Origin of the sequence: Embleya sp. AB8 (genome assembly GCF_049739465.1) — a bacterium.
GTDB lineage: Bacteria > Actinomycetota > Actinomycetes > Streptomycetales > Streptomycetaceae > Embleya.
Map to the genome: position 1 here is coordinate 132,280 of NZ_JBMHHY010000015.1, position 18,160 is coordinate 150,439.

Genomic DNA, 18,160 nt, shown 5'->3' on the forward strand with positions numbered 1-18,160 from the left:
GACCGTGGTCGGTGCCGGGTCATGTCCGGATCACTACTTGACGGTGACCTCGGTCCAGACCGGGTTGCCGTACGGGTCGATCATGACGTTGGAGACGTGGGTCGAGTAGCCGCCCTTGGTCACGTAGTACCACAGCGGGATCGACGGAACGTCCTTCGCCATCTGCTTCTCGGCGTCCTGCCAGAGCTGAATGGCCTGGGTCGGGTCCGAGGCAGCCGCCGCGCGCTTGGCCAGGTCGTCGAAGGTCGCGCTGGAGTAGCCCGAGTCGTTGGACGCGGCACCGGTCAGGTAGACGTCCGAGAGGAAGTTGTCCGGGAACGGGTAGTCCGCACGCCAGCCGGTCCGGTACGCGCCGGTCATCTTCTTGGCCGTGATGTCCTTACGCGCGACGCTGAACTCGGGGTACAGCTTCGGCTCGCACGAGCCCTGGCCGATGACCTCGTTGATGCTGTTGCAGACCGCGGTGACCCATTCCTTGTGCGGGCCGTCCGCGTTGGTGGCGATGGTGAGCTTGCCACCGGGGATGCCGCCACCGTCCTTGACCAGCTGCTTGGCCTTGACCGGGTCGTACTTGGTCAGGTCGCCGGTGATGTCCTTGCTGTAGCCGGGGATGTTCGGCGCCAGCCAGTCGGTCGCGGGCTGCTCGGCACCCTTGTAGATCGCCTTGACGATGCTCGCCCGGTCGATCGCCATGGAGAGTCCCTGACGGACCTTCTCCACGCCCGGCTTGCCCCACCCGGCGTCGTACAGCGGGAAGCCGATCTTCTGGATCGAGAACTGCGGGGCCTCGATCGCGCGCTCGCCCAGGTCCTTCTTGAAGCTGCCGATCGCCGACGTGGGGATCTGGTCGATCACGTCGAGCTTGTTGTCGCGCAGCGCGGTGTAGCCGGCGTCGTACGTCGTGTAGTACTGCAGCTGCACGCCGTTCGACTTCGCCTTGTCGTCACCGGCGTACTTGTCGAACTTCTTCACGGTGAGCGACTTCTTGTGGTTCCAGCCGCCGTTGGCGGTGTCCAGCTGGAACGGACCGTTGCCGATCGGCGCCTCGCCGAACTTCGCCGGGTCCTTGTAGAACTCCTGCGGCAGCGGCGAGTAGACCACGTAGCCGAGGCTCGCCTTGAAGGACGAGTACGCCTGGACGAGCTTGATCGTGAACGTGGTGTCGTCCACGACCTTGAGGCCGGTCAGCTCCTTGGCGGTGGGCGCGCCGTCCTTCGGGTGCAGCGCGTCGAAGCCCTCGATCTTCTCGAACCAGCTCGCGTTGATCTGCTTGTTCGTGGAGAGGGCGCCCCAGTTCCAGGCGTCGACGTAGGACTTCGCGGTGACCGGCTCGCCGTTGTGGAAGGTCCACCCGGGCTTGATCTTCACCGTGTAGTTGATCGAGTCCGTGCTGTCCACCGACTGCGCCATGGCCGCCACGGGCTGGCCGGTCTTCGAGTCGTAGGTGTACAGGCCGCGGAACATCAGCTGGAGGGGGTAGAAACCACCCGTCTCGTTCGAGTTCGCGGGCTGGATCGGGTTCTGCGGCTCGGTGCTGTAGGCCGAGTAGTAGCCGGCGGGCAGGCCGTTGTTGCTGCCGCCACCACCACCGGAGGTGGCGTTGCCCTTGTCCTTGCTACCGCTGTCGCTGCTGCCACACGCAGTCGCGGCCAGGCCGAGAACGGCCACACCAACGACCCACTTCACGCGCGTTGTTCCGCGCATGGGTTGCCTCCTCATGGAATCACTACCGAAGTGAAGTGCAACGGGGCGTCCCAATGGGAAGCATCCGTCACAGCTGCTCGTAGAGTCGGCGCCCCCGAGCGCGTGACCAGGTTCCGAGCACAAGCGGATCTACTATCCGTCACCGATTGGCTGCGACCAATCCCCTACAGGTTTCAGTTTGATCACGTAAATCTGTGATCATTCTCGAAACCCAGACATATGAGACCAGTAATGAAGCCGTACCAAACGGACACCGTGTACCGCTGCCCGGAGCATACAGTCCGATGAACGAACACCCATAGGACGCCCCTACCTCGTCTCACCAAGCGAGAAACGCTACGCAGCGTGACGGCACTCGCCCGGCCGAGACGGTGCGGGTCGGCCGTCCCGGTACGGTTCAACGCGCGTAGCTGACCAGCAGGAAAGCATGGGAAACGGGATGCCGCCAAATCGCCGGCATCCCGTTCCCACCTGCGGTATACACCCGCGGTCGTCACTCCGGGTCGGTGCTGATGCCCGCCTCGAGCGCCGCCTCGATCCGCTCGTCCGGCATCTCCTCCTCCGCCTTCGCGGTCGCCTCCAGCGGACCGGGGAAGTGACACGCCACGCGATGACCCGCGAGCAGCGCCTCGACCTCGATCAGCGGCGGCTCCTCGCTCGCGCACACGTCCTGGGCCTTGGGACAACGGGTGCGGAACCGGCAGCCGGACGGCGGGTTGATCGGGCTGGGCATGTCGCCGAAGGCGTGCACCCGGGTCCGATTCCCGCTCTTGTCCGGATCCGGCTCCGGCACCGCGGCCAGCAGGGTGTGGGTGTAGGGGTGGTGCGGGTTGGTGTAGAGCGACTTGCGGTCGGCGATCTCGACGATCTTGCCGAGGTACATCACCGCCACCCGCTGCGAGAAGTGCCGGACCACCGCGAGGTCGTGCGCGATGAACACGAACGCGATGCCCAGGTCCCGTTGCAGGCCCTGGAGCAGGTTGACCACCTGCGCCTGGATCGACACGTCGAGCGCGGAGACCGGCTCGTCCGCGACGATCAGCCGGGGCTGCAGCGCCAGCGCGCGGGCGATCCCGATCCGCTGCCGCTGGCCACCGGAGAACTCGTGCGGGAAACGGTTGTAGTGCTCGGGGTTCAACCCGACCCGCTCGAGCAACTCCTGGACCCGCTTTTTCCGGCCACCCTCGGGGTTGATCCCGTTGACCTCCATCGGCGAGCTCACGATCGCGCCGACCGTCTGCCTCGGGTTCAGCGAGGAGTAGGGGTCCTGGAAGATCATCTGGATCTGGCTGCGGATCGGGGCCAACTGCTTGCGGCCGGCGTGCGTGATGTCGTTGCCGTCGTAGTGGATGGTGCCGCCGGTGGGCTCGAGGAGCCGACTGATCAGCCGGCCGGTGGTGGACTTGCCACACCCCGACTCGCCGACCAGACCCACACTCTCCCCCGGCGCCACCGACAGGTCGATCCCGTCCACCGCCCGTACGTTGAGCATCTTGCGGCGCACCACGCCGCCGCCCTTGACGGGGAAGTACTTGACCAGTCCCCGCACGTCGAGCAGCGCTTCGCCGGGCGACTGCGGCGCCGGGTCCGGGGCCGGCGCCGGGGACTCGCTGATCGTCTCGGTCATCGTCGTTCTCCTGCTTTCTACCGTCGGCCGGGCTTCGGCGATCAGCCGAGCAGCGGGCGGACGTCGTCGATGAAGATCCGCTGCTTGTCCTCGGCGCTCAGGTGACAGGCCGACCCGCGACCCTCGGTCACGGTGAGCACCGGTCGCTCGGTCGAGCACCGGTCCCCGCCCACCGTGTCGGCGTAGTCGCACCGCGGGTGGAACGGGCAGCCCGGCGGCGGCGCCAGCAGGCTCGGCGGCGTGCCACGCACCGGCCGCAGCGGCAGGTCGACGTCACCGGAGAGATTGGGCATCGAGGACAACAGTCCCCACGTGTACGGATGCCTCGGGTTCTTCAGCACCTCGCGCACGGTGCCCTTCTCCACGCTGCGCCCGGCGTACATCACCAGCACGTCGTGCGCCATCGACGCGATCACGCCCAGGTCGTGCGTGATGAACAGGATCGCGGTGCCGAACTCGTCCTGCAGGTCGCGCAGCAGGTCCAGGATCTGCGCCTGCACCGTGACGTCCAGCGCGGTGGTCGGCTCGTCGGCGATCAGCAGGTCGGGGTCGCACACCAGGGACATCGCGATCATCGCGCGCTGGCGCATACCGCCGGAGAAGTGGTGCGGGTAGTCGTTCACCCGGGTCTTCGGGTTGGGGATGCCGACCCGGTCGAGCATCTCGATCGCCCGCGCGTGCGCGTCGCTGCGATTGGCGCCCAGATGCCGCCGATACGACTCGGCGATCTGCTCGCCCACCGTGTAGAACGGCGACAGCGCGGTCAGCGGATCCTGGAAGATCATCGAGATCCGCCGCCCGCGCAGGTCGCGCAGCTTGCGCTCGGGCATCTTGACCAACTCGTGGCCGTCGAAGCGGATCTCCCCGCCGATGGTGGTCCGCTCGCGGTTGTGCAGACCCAGGATGGTCAGCGAGGACACCGACTTGCCCGAGCCGGACTCGCCGACGATGCCCAGCGTGCGGCCCTTCTCCACGTCGAAGGACAGCCCGTCCACGGCCTTGACGATGCCGTCGTCGGTGCGGAAGTGCACCCGCAGATCGCGCACCGACAGGAACGCGTCGGCGGAGGAGGCCGGTTGCCCCGCGCTCGGGTCGGCCGCGCCGACCGGCTGATCGGCGGTGGTGTCGGTACTCGCGGCCATGTCCGGCTCCTCGGCCCCTGCGGCTGGTGATCGGTGACGCGAACCCACTGGACGCCGCCCCCTCACGAGAGCCGGACCCGGGGATCGATGACGACGTACAACATGTCCACCGCGAGATTCGCCAGCATCGTGAAGCTCGCCGCGATCACCACGACGCCCATCATCATCGGCAGGTCGGAGTCGGTCACCGAGGTCACCGCCAGCATCCCGATGCCGTGCAGACTGAAGGTGCTCTCGGTGATGATCGTGCCGCTCATCAACACCCCGATGTCCACGCCGAGCACGGTGACGATCGGGCTCAGCGCGCCGCGGAAGGCGTGTTTGAGGTAGACACTGCGACCGGACAGGCCCTTGGCCCGAAGTGTTCGCACATAGTCCTCGGACAACACGTCGACCATGGTGGATCTGGTGAGGCGGACGTACATGGCCATATTGATGGTCATCAGACAGATCCACGGCAGTAGCAACCCCGAGGCCCACTGCACCGGATCCTCGGTGAACGGGTGGTACTGCGGCCGATCCAACCAGCCCAACTGCTGGACGAAGACATAGATGAAGACCGGGCCGAGCACGTAGATCGGCGCCGAACCACTGAGCAACGCGAACCCGGTGGCGGCCTTGTCGGTCGCCTTGCCCCGGCGCATCGCGGCCAGGACCCCCAGGCTGATGCCCAGCGTCATGAACATCACGATCGCGCCGATGGCCAGCGACACCGTGGTGGGGAAGCGGTCGGCCACCGTGTGCGAGACGTTCTGGTTGTTGGCGAACGAGTAGCCCAGGCACGGGAAGTTGCAGGTCTTGTCGCCGATGTTGCGACCGGTGAAGATCCCGGACAGGAAGATCCAATACTGCTCGAGGATCGGTTTGGTCAGGCCGAGGTTGTGCTTGACCGTCTCGCGCATCTCGGGTGTGCAGTTCTTGCCACACGACAGGCGGACGACGGAATCGGTACCCGAGGCCGCGAAGAACAGGTAGAACGTGATGAGGCTGACGACAAGCAGGATCGCCGCTACGCCGAGCAGCCGCCGGACCAGGAATCGAAGCATGAGGCTGGGCTTCCTCCGCGATGTGCCCCCGAGGACCCGAGCCGGCCGGTGTGGTCGGCTCGGGTCCCCGGGGACCTGACGGCTACTTGATGAAGACGTTGTTCAGGTTGATCGCGCCGTAGATGTTCAGCGCGGCGCCGCCGATCTGCGGGCCGTACACCAGGCGGTGACGCATGTAGGTGTACGGGATGGACGGCACGTCCTGCATGATCTTCTCGTCGAGCTTCATCCACTCGACCGCCTGCGCGTTCGGGTCGGAGATCTTCAGGATGCGGTCGATCTCGGCGTCGACGGCCGGGTTCTTGTACTTCGAGTAGTTCGGCAGCTTGTCCTTGACCTGCCGGCTGTCGTACACGGGGGTGTACACGGTCGAACCGGTCGGCCAGTCCGCCGCCCAGCTGGCCCAGTACAGGTCACAGGGAGTGTCGACCATGCCGATCGTGTCGTAGTACTCCTTGTCCGGGATCTCCTTGCGCTCCATCTGGAAGCCGGCCTTGCCGAGCATGTCCATGATCGGCAGCGCGCGTTCCTGCTGGACCTTGGTGGTGGTGATGCACAGCACCACCTTCTGCCCGACCTTGCCCGCGGCCTCCAGCATCTGCTTGGCCTTGGCCTGGTCGCCGTCCGGCGGCAGACCGTCGAACAGGCTCTTGTACGGCGCGTAGCCCAACTGCGTGGGCGAGGCGATCGTGGTGGCGAAGTCGCCGGACATCGGGCCGCCCTCGGCCAGCCGGGCGGACTGGCGCGGGAAGGCGGTCAGCATCGCCTTGCGCACATTGACGTCGGTGATCCGCAGGTTGTTGATGTCCCAGCGGTTGGTGAACGGACCCACGCCGTCGGTGACCCGGTTCTTCAGCGCCGGGTCGGTGGCGATCTGCTGCGCGAAGTTGGCGTCCGGACGCTCGTTGAGCGTGAACGCGGAAGCGTCGCTGCCGGCCGCGGCGGTCAGTCGCTGGAACTGGGTCGCCGCGGGGATGCCCATCTCGAGCTTGAACGAGTCCACGTACTGGTGCCGGACCGCGTCGGTGTTCGGGTCCCAGTTGGGGTTGCGGTCCAGGATCAGCTGCTTGTCCGGCTCGTGCGAGGAGATCTTGTACGCGCCGCTGGCGAACGGCTTGGTGTCGATGCCTTCCTTGGTCTCCTTGGACTTGGGCATCGGCGCGGTGGTGCCCATCGCGGCGGCGAACGGGAAGTCCGCCTGCGGGGAGGTCAGATGGAAGATGATCGTCTTCGCGTCCGGCACTTCGATCTTGTCGTTGCCCAGCTCGGCGCCGTCGAACGGGCCCGGGTAGGTGTCGAAGTAGTTGTCGGTGCCGGCCAGCCAGGTCTGGATCCAGGTCGGACCCTCGTTCCACGCCTTGAAGAACGTGCGCTCGACGCCGTACTTGACGTCGGCGGCGACGATCGGGGAACCGTCCTCGTACTTGAGGCCGTCCTTGAGCGTGTACTTCCAGGTCTTGCCGCCGTCGGTGGTGGTGCCCGGGTCGGTGGCGAGGTCGCCGACGAGGGTGGTCTTGTCACCCTCGATCTTGTACGTGGTGAGTCGGCGGGTGACCAGCTCGTCCACGGTCATCAGGTTGCTGACGTAGGCCCGGCCCGGGTCCAGGTGCGAGAAGCCGGTGCGGTTGAGGACGCCGGCCACGCCGCCCTTCTTGGCCCCGGGCACCTCCGCCGCGGGGCCCTTCGAATCGGCCACCGAGCCGATGATGACGGACGCCGTCTTGGCGGAGGGTTTCGCGGTGTTGTCCTTCTTGTCCCCGCTGCCGCTGCTGCACGCGCTGGCCGAGGCCGCAAGGGCCCCTACCGCGCACAGCGCGACGATTCGGCGCTTCCCCGTCGTTGTCATGTGATCCCCTCATCCAGAAAACCGTTCACCGGGCCCAGGTGCCGCGGCGGGTGGGACGTACGCAGGAGCGGTTGCGCGGGCTCCGAGGTCACGGCGCGTGGGTCGAGCGCGCGCGGACCTCGGCCGGTCATCGGTTCGACTTGGGGTCCAGCGCGTCGCGCACCGAGTCGCCGAGCAGGTTGAAGGCGAGCACGAAGATCACCATCGCGATGGCCGGGAAGGCCAGGTAGGTGACGTCGCTCTGCATGCCTTCGAAGCCCTTGTTGATCATCCGACCCCAGTCGGGGGTGGGTTCGGTCATGCCGACACCGAGGAAGGACAGCGCGGCCTCGGTCGTGACGTAGGTCGGCAGATCGAGCGTCGCGATGATCAGGATCGGGGTCCACAGGTTGGGCAGGAGTTCCTTGAAGACGATCCGGCGGGTCCCGGCCCCGCTGACCTTCGCCGCCTCGATGTACTCGCGTTCGCGCATCGACAGCACCTGCCCGCGCAGGATCCGGGCGATCCGGGTCCAGCCGAACAGGGACAACACGACGATCAGGGCCGTCGCCCGCAGCGTCGTGGGCGTCGTCTCGCGCTCGCTGACGAACAGCGCGAGCACGATCGGGGTGAACGCGATGAAGAACAACTGCGAGGGCATCGCGAGCAGGGTGTCGATCACCCGACTGATCACGTAGTCCACCTTGCCGCCGAGGTATCCGGCGGTGATGCCCAGCACGGTGCCGACCACGGTGACGATGAGCACCACGATCACGGCGAGCAGCAGCGAGGTACGGATCCCGTACACCAGCTGCATCAGCACGTCCCGGCCGACCGCGGGCTCGATGCCGAACCAGTACTCGCTCGACATGCCGCCGTTGGCCGCGATCGGGGCCCCGACCTCGTTGAGCAGACCCGGGTGAATCTGCCCGTAACGGGTGTACGGATCCTTGCCGTAGAGCTTTTCGATCAAGGGTGCAGCGAAAGCGATCAAGAAAAAGAAAATCACGATCGCCGCGGATATCACACCGCTACGATCCTTGCGGAAACGCCGCCAGGCGAGCTGGCCGGGCGATCGCCCGACCACCTCTTGCGGTGCCGCCGCGACCCCCGCTTCGGCGAGCGAGGAGTCGGACGTTCCCGGATTCGGGGATCCTCCCGCCTCCGGGACCAGCTGGGGTTGCATGGTCATGACTGCAAATACCCCCGAGTCGCGGTCGGGTGCGACCGGATTCCGTTTGGTTTGGTGGCCGCACGGACTCTCGCAACCCAATTACCCAAACGTCAAGAGGACAGTCAGACTAAACCGGAGTGCGAAAGATATTCGCCATTCATGTGCGTTCGAAGTTTCGAACCAGATCGATTTTTGTTCGAAAATGTTACACGCATTGGAAACATAACGAATATAATCGGGCAAAGATATCGACTTGGTCTCAGCATGCGAAAAGCCGGTGACCTGCGGGTTCGACCGCAGGTCACCGGCTTGTTTCGGGTCGTCCGAAGGCGACCGTCAGGCGCTCAGCGCTTGGCGCGCGACGCGGAGCGGCCACGCTCCTTCTGGTCGAGCACGACCTTGCGGATGCGCACCGTCTCCGGGGTCACCTCGATGCACTCGTCCTCGCGGCAGAACTCGAGGGCCTGCTCGAGCGACAGCCGGCGCGGCGGGATCAGCTTCTCGGTCTCGTCGGAGGTCGACGAGCGCATGTTCGTGAGCTTCTTCTCCTTGGTGATGTTGACGTCCATGTCGTCGGCGCGCGAGTTCTCGCCGACGATCATGCCCTCGTACACCTCGGTGGTCGGCTCGACGAACATCTGGCCGCGCTCCTGCAGGTTCATCATCGCGAACGGCGTCGCGACACCGGCGCGGTCGGCCACCAGGGAGCCGTTGTTGCGGGTCCGGATCTCGCCGAACCAGGGCTCGTAGCCCTCATGCACGCTGTGCGCGATGCCGGTGCCGCGGGTGTCGGTGAGGAACTCGGTACGGAAGCCGATCAGCCCGCGCGCCGGCACCACGAACTCCATCCGGATCCAGCCGGTGCCGTGGTTGGTCATCGTCTCCATGCGGCCCTTGCGCGAGGCCAGGAGCTGGGTGATCCCGCCGAGGTACTCCTCCGGCGAGTCGATGGTCAGTCGCTCCACCGGCTCGTGGATCTTGCCATTGACCTCACGGGTGACCACCTGCGGCTTGCCGACGGTCAGCTCGAAGCCCTCCCGGCGCATGGTCTCCACCAGGATCGCCAGGGCCAGCTCGCCGCGGCCCTGCACCTCCCACGTGTCGGGCCGCTCGGTGGGCAGCACGCGCAGCGACACGTTGCCGACCAGCTCGCGCTCCAGGCGGTCCTTGACCAGGCGGGCGGTGACCTTGTGGCCCTTGCCGCCCTTGCCGACCAGCGGCGAGGTGTTGGTACCGATGGTCATCGAGATGGCCGGCTCGTCCACCGTGATCAGCGGCAGCGGGCGCGGGTCCTCGGGGTCGGCGATGGTGTCGCCGATCATGATGTCCGGGATGCCGGCGATGGCGATGATGTCGCCGGGGCCGGCCGACTCGGCGGGCTTGCGCTCGAGCTGGTCGGTCATCAGCAGCTCGGTGATCTTGACCCGCTCGATGGTGCCGTCGTGCCGGCACCACGCGGCCTGCTGGCCCTTGCGGATGGTGCCCTGGTGCACCCGGCACAGCGCGATGCGACCGAGGAAGTTGGACGCGTCCAGGTTGGTCACGTGCGCCTGGAGCGGCGCGCCCTCGTCGTACTCCGGGGCCGGGATCGAGTCCAGGATGGCCTGGAAGAACGGCTCCAGGCTGTCGCTGTCGGTCGGCACGGTGCCATCGGTGGGGCGCACGAGCGTGGCCACGCCGTCCCGCGCGCACGCGTAGACGATCGGGAACTCGATCTGCTCCTCGGTCGCGTCCAGGTCCATGAACAGCTCGTAGGTCTCGTCGACGACCTCGGAGATGCGCGAGTCGGGACGGTCGACCTTGTTGATGCACAGGATGACCGGCATCTTCGCGGCGAGCGCCTTGCGGAGCACGAAGCGGGTCTGCGGGAGCGGGCCCTCCGAAGCGTCGACGAGCAGCACGACACCGTCCACCATCGACAGTCCGCGCTCCACCTCTCCGCCGAAGTCGGCGTGGCCGGGCGTGTCGATGATGTTGATGGTGACCGTGGGGCCACCGTCCTTGGGGTGATAGGCGACGGCGGTGTTCTTCGCGAGAATGGTGATGCCCTTCTCGCGCTCCAGGTCGTTGGAGTCCATCACCCGATCGTCCATCTGGTGGTGGGCACTGAACGTGCCCGCCTGCTTCAGCATGGCGTCGACGAGGGTGGTCTTGCCGTGGTCGACGTGGGCGACGATGGCGACGTTGCGGATGTCATGGCGCGTGGGCACGGCTGCGTGTCTCTCGGCTTCAGTCGGGGATGCTACGGACGGGCCGGCGACCGCGGGCCTCCTCAGCCGCACGATGGGCATCGCGCGAACCGGCCTGCCTCCTCGGCGCCAAGCTCAATCGTACGGGGAGGAGCGTCCCCCGCTCGGTCCCGGCGCCCGCCGGCCGCCGTTCGAGGGCTCCACAGGGCACAATCCGTAGGTGTGAGCGAGTCTGGCGAGTCCTTCAACGAGCGCATCCGCAAGCGGTGGTCCCGGCGCGCCGCCGACCGGGCGGACGGGACCTTTGGGCCTGTTCCGACCGATATGGGGGCCGACACACCGCCCCTACCGTCCGATCAGGGCACCCCGGCGGGGCGAGCCCGGCTGCTGTACGAGCGGGCCACCGAGGCGTATCGCGACGGCGATGTGGCCATGGTCGAACAATTGGCCGATCTGATTCCGGACGAGCCGGAAAGTGAGCCCTATCGCACTTTCGCGCGCGTGCAATCCCTCGAGGCACATGCCGACGACGCCGCCGCGGCGGCGGTGGCCCGCGCCTATCTGGACCGGATCGGCCCGAGCCACCCGGCCTGGGACACCGCCCGCGCGTTGTTCGGCGAGGTCATGGTGCAGGCGCTGATCATGGGCACGGTGCCGCTGGCGGACAATCTGGCCGCCGCCGAGGAGGCACTGCGCAAGCCGGGCGATTCCTATCAACACCGCTCGGGCGCGACGATTCGCCTCGAAGCCGAGGACGACGAACCACTCCTGATGGTGTTGCACGGAAACGCCACGAAGGCGGTACGGGCCGCCAAACGTCTGGTGACCACCGAAAAGCGGGCATCCCGCGCCGGGCACGCCGACGCATTGTGCACGTTCGCGCTGTGTGTCTGCGCGGCCGGCGACATCGAATCGGCCCGCGAGGCACTCGTCGAGGCGGAACGGGTGTTGCCCGGCCGACCGCGAATCGCCGCGACCCGCGCCCGGGTGGAATCCTCTCCGGCCGCCACGATGCGCCTCGAAGATCGTTAAACCTCGATTTCCGCACACCCGCGAAGATCATTTAAACGCCGTTCCCGCTGATCACCGGAATTCGATCTTGATTCGACAAGATCGAATTCCGGTGATCTTTTGTTCGGCCATCGTCTTTTCCCGATCTGTGACCCACCAGATTCGCGAAACACTTTCCATCGATTGATCGTTCGCGCCAGACTGCCGACGTTCCCACCTCGGGAATCAATGGCAAGTCCGCAACACCGTCCCCATCCCCCGGCCCCCGACGACGTGGCGCCGGAAAAGCAGGAGGTGAGCGCGATCTTGACGACTCGGGCGCAAGAGGACCTGGCTCTGGCGAGGCGCAGGCTCGACGAACTGGCGCGCGCGGTGCGTGGGCTGCGCCGCACGCTCGGCGACACGTACGGGGTGCGCCGGCTCAGCGACGACGTGGAACGGGCCAGGAGCAGCCTCGGCTTCCTGGCCGAGACGATCGCCGAGGTCGAACCGGTGGTCGAGCCCGTCCCCACGCCGGTCGAGGTGATGTCCGATCTGCCCTACGACCCGGGCCTCTTCGCGGACGCGGACGACGAAGGTGTGGGCGGCATGCGGCCGCCCCGCCGGACAGGAAGGTGACGTCTTGGCTACAGGGACGACGGGACCCGCCGGCAGGACCGGCACCAACGCGCCCGGCCGGGCGCGGATCGGCGCGCGACATCTGCGCACGGACCGCTGGTGGCTCTCGCCCGCGCTGACCGTGGCCATGTTGTCCGCGTTCATCGTCTACTCGACCTGGCGCGCGTTCGCCAACGACGACTACTTCGCCGAGCCGTACGTGTCGCCGTTCTACTCGCCGTGTCTGGCAGCCAAGTGCGAGAGCATGCCGCTGAGCGCGAACGCACCGCTGTTCGGCGACTGGTGGGGGCTGTCCCCGGCACTGCTCGTGCTGATCTTCCCGCTCGGCTTCCGGCTGACCTGCTACTACTACCGCAAGGCCTACTACCGGGGCTTCTGGGCCTCGCCGTCGGCGTGCGCGGTCCCCGAGCCGCGCGGCTCGTACTCGGGCGAGACCCGGTTCCCGCTGGTCCTGCAGAACATCCACCGGTACTTCTTCTACTTCGCCACGATCGTGGCGGTGATCCTGTCCTGGGACGTGCTGATCGCGTTCCGCGACGAGGACGGCGCCTGGGGGCACATGGGCCTGGGCACCCTGGTGCTGCTCGCCAACGTGCTGCTGATCTGGGCGTACACGCTGTCCTGCCACTCGTGCCGGCACATCGTCGGCGGCAAGCTCAAGCACTTCTCCAAGCACCCGGTGCGGTATCGCTTCTGGGGCTTGGTCAGCACCCTCAACGGCAAGCACATGCAGCTCGCCTGGGCCTCGTTGGTCAGCGTCGGGCTCGCCGACCTCTACGTCTACCTGGTCGCGAGCGGCGCCTTCGACGATCCGCGGTTCTTCTGATTCCTCGCGCATGGCTTTGCGCGCATCACCTCGCCCCAGCCCAGTACAGGAGTGGCAGTCGTGTCGGAAGTGGAACGTCATTCGTACGACGTGGTCGTGATCGGCGCGGGCGGCGCCGGGTTGCGGGCCGCGATCGAGGCCCGGATGCGCGGCATGCGCACCGCCGTCGTGTGCAAGTCGCTGTTCGGCAAGGCGCATACGGTGATGGCCGAGGGCGGGATCGCCGCCTCGATGGGCAACGTCAACTCGCAGGACAGCTGGAAGGTGCACTTCCGCGACACGATGCGCGGCGGCAAGTTCCTCAACCACTGGCGGATGGCCGAGCTGCACGCCAAGGAAGCCCCGGACCGGGTCTGGGAGTTGGAGTCGTGGGGGGCGCTGTTCGACCGCACCGCGGACGGCCGGATCAGCCAGCGCAACTTCGGCGGCCACGAGTATCCGCGCCTGGCACACGTCGGCGACCGGACCGGTCTGGAGCTGATCCGTACCCTCCAGCAGCAGATCGTCGCGCTGCAACAGCAGGACGAACGCGAGTTCGGGGATCCCGAGGCGCGGCTGAAGGTCTTTCAGGAGTGCACCATCACCCGCCTGTTGACCGTCCCGGACGCCGGTTCCGAGACCGGCAAGCGGATCACCGGCGCGTTCGGCTACTGGCGCGAGTCGGGTCGATTCACCGTCTTCGACGCGCCCGCCGTGGTGCTCGCCACCGGCGGGATCGGCAAGGGCTTCAAGGTGACCTCCAACTCGTGGGAGTACACGGGTGACGGGCAGGCGCTCGCGCTGCTCGCGGGGGCGCCGCTGATCAACATGGAGTTCGTCCAGTTCCATCCGACCGGGATGGTCTGGCCGCCGTCGGTGAAGGGGATCCTGGTCACCGAGTCGGTGCGCGGGGACGGCGGGGTGCTGCTCAACTCCGAGGGCAAACGGTTCATGTTCGACTACATCCCGGACGTGTTCAAGGAGAAGTACGCCAAGTCCGAGGCCGAGGGCGACCGTTGGTACACCGACCAGGAACACAACAAGCGCCCGCCCGAGCTGCTGCCCCGGGACGAGGTGGCGCGCGCGATCAACTCCGAGGTCAAGGCCGGGCGCGGCTCGCCGCACGGCGGGGTGTTCCTGACCGTGGTCGGCCGGATGGCCGGCGGCACGGAGGAGATCCGCCGCAAACTGCCGTCGATGTACCACCAGTTCAAGGAACTGGCCGACGTGGACATCACCGCGGAGGCGATGGAGGTCGGGCCCACCTGTCACTACGTGATGGGCGGGATCGCGGTGGACCCGGACACCGCCGCGACGCCGGGGGTGCTCGGCCTGTACGCGGCCGGTGAAGTGGCCGGCGGCATGCACGGCAGCAATCGGCTCGGCGGCAACTCGCTGTCCGACCTGCTGGTGTTCGGCCGCCGGGCGGGCGAACACGCGGCCCGCTACGCCGAGGAGATCGGCGAGGCACGGCGCGAGGTCGCCCGGGAACAGCTCGACGCGGCCGCCACCGAGGCGCTGGCGCCATTCGCCGTGGAGAGCGCGGAGAACCCGTACACGGTCCACCAGGAGCTCCAGCAGACGATGAACGACCTGGTCGGCATCATCCGCAAGGAAGGCGAGATGGCCGAGGCGCTGACCCGCCTGGAGGAGCTGAAGGCCCGCGCGGCCAAGGCCGGGGTCGAGGGCCATCGGCAGTACAACCCGGGCTGGCACCTGGCCCTGGATCTGCGGAACATGTTGCTGGTGTGCGAGTGCGTGGCGCGCTCGGCCCTGGAGCGGCAGGAGAGCCGCGGCGGGCACACCCGCGACGACTTCCCGGCGATGTCCGCCGAGTGGCGCCGGGTGGTGCTCGCGTGCTCGATCGTCGACCCGACCGCGGAGCACCTGTCGGTCGAACTGACCCGGAGCGAGGCGGTGCCGATGCGCGCCGACCTGCTGGACCTCTTCGAGCGCGACGAGCTGACGAAGTACCTGACCGACGCAGAGCTTCCCGGGAAGGACGGCTGACTGTCCGATGTCCTACAAGGCGGACTTCCGCATCTGGCGCGGCGACACCGACGGCGGCGAGCTGCGCGATTTCAAGGTCGAGGTGAACGAGGGCGAGGTGGTCCTGGACATCATCCACCGACTCCAGGCCACCCAGGCGCCGGACCTCGCGGTGCGCTGGAACTGCAAGGCGGGCAAGTGCGGTTCGTGCAGCGCGGAGATCAACGGCCGGCCGCGGCTGCTGTGTATGACCCGGATGAGCACGTTCGCGCCGGAGGAGGTGGTCACGGTCACCCCGATGCGCACCTTCCCGGTGATCCGCGACCTGGTCACCGACGTGTCGTTCAACTACGCCAAGGCGCGCAAGGTGCCCTCGTTCACCCCGCCGAAGGGGCTGAAGCCGGGCGAGTATCGCATGCAGCAGGTAGACGTCGAGCGCTCGCAGGAGTTCCGCAAGTGCATCGAGTGTTTCCTGTGCCAGAACACCTGCCACGTCATCCGTGACTTCGAGGACAACAAACCGGCCTTCTCCGGCCCGCGCTTCCTGATGCGGATCGCCGAACTGGACATGCACCCGCTGGACGTGGCGGACCGGCAGCAGGCGGCCCAGGAGGAACACGGCCTGGGCCTGTGCAACATCACCAAGTGCTGCACGGACGTGTGTCCGGAGAACATCCACATCACGGACAACGCGCTGATCCCGATGAAGGAGCGGGTGGCGGATCGCAAGTACGACCCGCTGGTGTGGCTGGGGAACAGGATCAGGCGCCGGGGATCCGGGGACTGACCGGTCGGGTGGCGGCGTGGGGCCGGCCGAAAATGGTCGGTCGAGTTGCGGCTCAGGGCCGGCCGGACGGCGTCGGTCGGCCCAGCGCCTCGCCCAGGGCGACGGCCAGTTCGTCCATCCGCGCGACCGGGACGCGCTCCGCCGGCGGGCGGCCGAGAAAGGCGAAGGCACCCGGGCCGCGCAGCTCGGCGGCCAGGTCCGGCGGGCGCGGTACGACGTGGAAGTGCACGTGCGCGAAGCCCTCGCGCTCGGCGAACTGGGCCACGTAGGTCCTGGCACAGCCGGTCACCTCCCGCAACGCCCGCGCAAGCGCCACCTGCCAGGTCCCCAGCACCGCCGCCTCGGCCGCGTCGAGCTCGGCGATCGACACGACATGCCGCCGGGGCACGAGCACCAACCACCCGGACAACGCACTGTCGAACGCATGCGCCACCCGCCAGTGCGCATCGGCCGCAACCAACTCCCGGGGCGGCAACTCGGCGAACCGGGCTTCTTGTTCACAGGGGTGACAGCGGGGGTGGGTGGTGGGCATGGGGTCCTGTCCGGTGCGGTCGGCTGTGCTCGGCTGTCGCCCGTACGTGAGGGGATCGCCAAGGATCGATTCCGTTGTTGGACGAAGCGATCACGATCTCGAAGCCGGTGAGTTCGGGGACCAGGGGGTGGATGGTGCGCGGGTAGGTCTTGCCGGCGGTCTCCTCCGTACGCCAGGTGCGCCGCTTTCGAACGAAGGCATCCTCCGGCCGCTTCAGGTCCGCCAACCGCTCGGCCCACTGGACCACCAAGGCCGCGATCAGGTCGCGCAGCAGGGTCGTCTTGCCGGTTCCGGGTGGTCCGTTGACCGCGTAGAGGCCGCGGCCGTCGCCCTCCCCGAGACTCTCCAGGATGCGGTTCACCGCGAACTGCCGGCTGAGCACCAGCGGCTTGTCGGCATCCGTCGGCCACCGGCCCAGGGGCATGCTCGACGGCTGCACGCTCTCCAACACGATCTCGGGCAGGCGCCGCACGTCAAAGCGGTTCATCGCATCCAGATCGGCCTCGGCCCGCAGGTAGTCCAGCAGCGCGGTGCCGGCCTGCCCGGCCTCGAGAACACCGGCGACCCGTTCCAGATCGTCGGCGTAGAAGCTGTTGAGGAAAACATCACCGCCCGCCTCATCCGCATGCCGGGCCGCGACCTGATGGCTCTTGACCCGGATCGCGTTGGGCTGGAGAACCTCGGCGTGGCCGAGCTGCTCGGCCACCCAGCGGGTGATGGCCGCCAGGTCATACACATCCAGGACCTTCGTGCCCACCTCCGGCGGAGGTCCCGCCGGCTCCGCCGCGCGCCGGTCCGCTTCCCGCACCTCACCGCTGCCCGGAGGTTGGCCGGATGTTGCGCTGTCACCCGGGGTGCGGTCGGTGAACCGGGCAGTAGCGGAATCGATCAAGTCACCGCCGACCTGCTCGATCACCTTCGCGGCCGGCACCCCCGCCACCGGACCCGGCCCGGCACCCACCGCACCGGTCACCGCCCCGAGCCCGCCCGTCGCCGCACTGAAGACGAGGCGGGACATCAGCCCCGCGACCGGGCCGAGCCCCGACTGCGGCGACGCAGAGCCGGCCACGGACCGGCGATCGACTTCGATCCTCCCGTCGCCGAGGTCCAGCAGCCGTTGCAGCAGCTGCGTGCTGTCCTCGTCGAAACCGGTCAGCCATTGGTCGCTGTGCGGCCCTGGGTTCAGGGTCTGCCCGATCGCCCAGGCACACGAGGACAGGGTGACACTGTCCTTGATCAGCAGCCCGTCCTGGTTCACGGTGAAGCAGAGCATGGCGCTGTCGCCGCCGATTCGGCCGTCGAAGTCCTGCTCGGACTCCGGAACACGGAACGCCCGTAACAAGACGTCACGTACCTTGTCGACCGCGAAGATCCCTGCGTAGACCGTGTGTTGCCACACGAGACCCGGCCGGGACCCGGCCCGACTCACGGCGGAGCCGGGCTCCCGGGGCAGCGGCCGATCCGGCCCCACGGCGAAGAGGTTCTTGCGTGGATTCACCGGATCGACCTTCGGCGGGGAGAAATACTCCACGGCCCGCCAATAGCGCAGGATCCGCGCTTGACGCTGCCGCTCAGCCCTCGATCGATTGACGGCCCCCATCCGTCCCCCCTGTGATCGTCGATCCACGGGCACGGTAACAGAGCCGGGGATGCGCAATCTTTGGATGCCGTTGTCGCCACCCAACTGCGGACGTACAATTTCTTGTACCTA

The 18,160-nt window shown here is 67.5% G+C and carries 14 protein-coding genes; 5 read left to right on the forward strand and 9 right to left on the reverse strand.

The window, feature by feature from the left end; translation table 11 throughout:
• Positions 1 to 33 precede the first annotated feature (33 nt).
• The 7 genes from ABIA38_RS23175 to typA form a co-directional block, all read right to left on the reverse strand.
• Positions 34 to 1,686, reverse strand: coding sequence for a peptide ABC transporter substrate-binding protein (locus ABIA38_RS23175; RefSeq protein WP_424640687.1), 1,653 nt, complete (start codon positions 1,684 to 1,686; stop codon positions 34 to 36).
• A 511-nt stretch (positions 1,687 to 2,197) separates the two neighbouring features.
• Positions 2,198 to 3,331, reverse strand: a complete 1,134-nt coding sequence (locus ABIA38_RS23180) for an ABC transporter ATP-binding protein (protein WP_424640688.1) — start codon at positions 3,329 to 3,331, stop codon at positions 2,198 to 2,200.
• Positions 3,332 to 3,372: 41 nt separating this feature from the next.
• Positions 3,373 to 4,473 carry an ABC transporter ATP-binding protein gene (locus tag ABIA38_RS23185; protein WP_424640689.1) on the reverse strand — a complete coding sequence of 367 codons (1,101 nt, stop codon included), beginning with the start codon at positions 4,471 to 4,473 and terminating at the stop codon, positions 3,373 to 3,375.
• Between the two features lie 62 nt (positions 4,474 to 4,535).
• A complete protein-coding gene (locus ABIA38_RS23190) occupies positions 4,536 to 5,519 on the reverse strand; it encodes an ABC transporter permease (RefSeq protein WP_424640690.1) in 984 nt (327 codons plus the stop codon).
• 82 nt (positions 5,520 to 5,601) lie between these two features.
• The gene (locus ABIA38_RS23195) at positions 5,602 to 7,365 is read right to left on the reverse strand and encodes an ABC transporter substrate-binding protein (protein WP_424640691.1); all 1,764 of its coding nucleotides are present in this window, start codon (positions 7,363 to 7,365) and stop codon (positions 5,602 to 5,604) included.
• A gap of 127 nt (positions 7,366 to 7,492) precedes the next feature.
• On the reverse strand, positions 7,493 to 8,530 hold the full coding sequence (locus ABIA38_RS23200) for an ABC transporter permease (protein ID WP_424640831.1): 1,038 nt from the start codon (positions 8,528 to 8,530) through the stop codon (positions 7,493 to 7,495).
• Positions 8,531 to 8,862: 332 nt separating this feature from the next.
• Positions 8,863 to 10,728: a translational GTPase TypA gene (gene typA / locus ABIA38_RS23205; protein ID WP_424640692.1), complete on the reverse strand. Its 1,866-nt coding sequence runs from the start codon at positions 10,726 to 10,728 to the stop codon at positions 8,863 to 8,865.
• A gap of 201 nt (positions 10,729 to 10,929) precedes the next feature.
• Here typA and ABIA38_RS23210 point away from each other — a divergent pair, with 201 nt between their 5' ends.
• The 5 genes from ABIA38_RS23210 (at position 10,930) to ABIA38_RS23230 (ending at position 15,917) form a co-directional block, all read left to right on the forward strand.
• Positions 10,930 to 11,739, forward strand: coding sequence for a hypothetical protein (locus ABIA38_RS23210; protein WP_424640693.1), 810 nt, complete (start codon positions 10,930 to 10,932; stop codon positions 11,737 to 11,739).
• A gap of 285 nt (positions 11,740 to 12,024) precedes the next feature.
• Positions 12,025 to 12,336 (forward strand): hypothetical protein, encoded by a 312-nt coding sequence (locus ABIA38_RS23215; RefSeq protein WP_424640694.1) that lies wholly within the window; start codon positions 12,025 to 12,027, stop codon positions 12,334 to 12,336.
• Between the two features lie 4 nt (positions 12,337 to 12,340).
• On the forward strand, positions 12,341 to 13,162 hold the full coding sequence (locus ABIA38_RS23220; RefSeq protein ID WP_424640695.1) for a hypothetical protein: 822 nt from the start codon (positions 12,341 to 12,343) through the stop codon (positions 13,160 to 13,162).
• 60 nt (positions 13,163 to 13,222) lie between these two features.
• Complete coding sequence (locus ABIA38_RS23225) at positions 13,223 to 15,151, forward strand: fumarate reductase/succinate dehydrogenase flavoprotein subunit (RefSeq protein WP_424640696.1); 1,929 nt, start codon at positions 13,223 to 13,225, stop codon at positions 15,149 to 15,151.
• Between the two features lie 7 nt (positions 15,152 to 15,158).
• Complete coding sequence (locus ABIA38_RS23230; protein WP_424640697.1) at positions 15,159 to 15,917, forward strand: succinate dehydrogenase/fumarate reductase iron-sulfur subunit; 759 nt, start codon at positions 15,159 to 15,161, stop codon at positions 15,915 to 15,917.
• Positions 15,918 to 15,969: 52 nt separating this feature from the next.
• Here the strand turns inward: ABIA38_RS23230 and ABIA38_RS23235 are convergent, their stop codons facing one another.
• Both ABIA38_RS23235 and ABIA38_RS23240 read right to left on the reverse strand, forming a co-directional pair.
• The gene (locus tag ABIA38_RS23235; RefSeq protein WP_424640698.1) at positions 15,970 to 16,449 is read right to left on the reverse strand and encodes an HIT family protein; all 480 of its coding nucleotides are present in this window, start codon (positions 16,447 to 16,449) and stop codon (positions 15,970 to 15,972) included.
• Positions 16,415 to 18,133 carry a hypothetical protein gene (locus tag ABIA38_RS23240; protein WP_424640699.1) on the reverse strand — a complete coding sequence of 573 codons (1,719 nt, stop codon included), beginning with the start codon at positions 18,131 to 18,133 and terminating at the stop codon, positions 16,415 to 16,417. Before ABIA38_RS23240 ends, ABIA38_RS23235 begins: the two co-directional genes overlap by 35 nt.
• Positions 18,134 to 18,160: the final 27 nt, after the last annotated feature.

What these genes read in the sequence shown, in the direction of transcription:
- ABIA38_RS23180 (WP_424640688.1), bottom strand. Translation starts at nt 3,331, where the DNA reads ATGACCGAGACGATCAGCGAGTCCCCGGCGCCGGCCCCGGACCCGGCG.
- ABIA38_RS23185 (WP_424640689.1), bottom strand. Translation starts at nt 4,473, where the DNA reads ATGGCCGCGAGTACCGACACCACCGCCGATCAGCCGGTCGGCGCGGCC.
- ABIA38_RS23190 (WP_424640690.1), bottom strand. Translation starts at nt 5,519, where the DNA reads ATGCTTCGATTCCTGGTCCGGCGGCTGCTCGGCGTAGCGGCGATCCTG.
- ABIA38_RS23195 (WP_424640691.1), bottom strand. Translation starts at nt 7,365, where the DNA reads ATGACAACGACGGGGAAGCGCCGAATCGTCGCGCTGTGCGCGGTAGGG.
- ABIA38_RS23200 (WP_424640831.1), bottom strand. Translation starts at nt 8,530, where the DNA reads ATGCAACCCCAGCTGGTCCCGGAGGCGGGAGGATCCCCGAATCCGGGA.
- ABIA38_RS23230 (WP_424640697.1), top strand. Translation starts at nt 15,159, where the DNA reads ATGTCCTACAAGGCGGACTTCCGCATCTGGCGCGGCGACACCGACGGC.
- ABIA38_RS23235 (WP_424640698.1), bottom strand. Translation starts at nt 16,449, where the DNA reads ATGCCCACCACCCACCCCCGCTGTCACCCCTGTGAACAAGAAGCCCGG.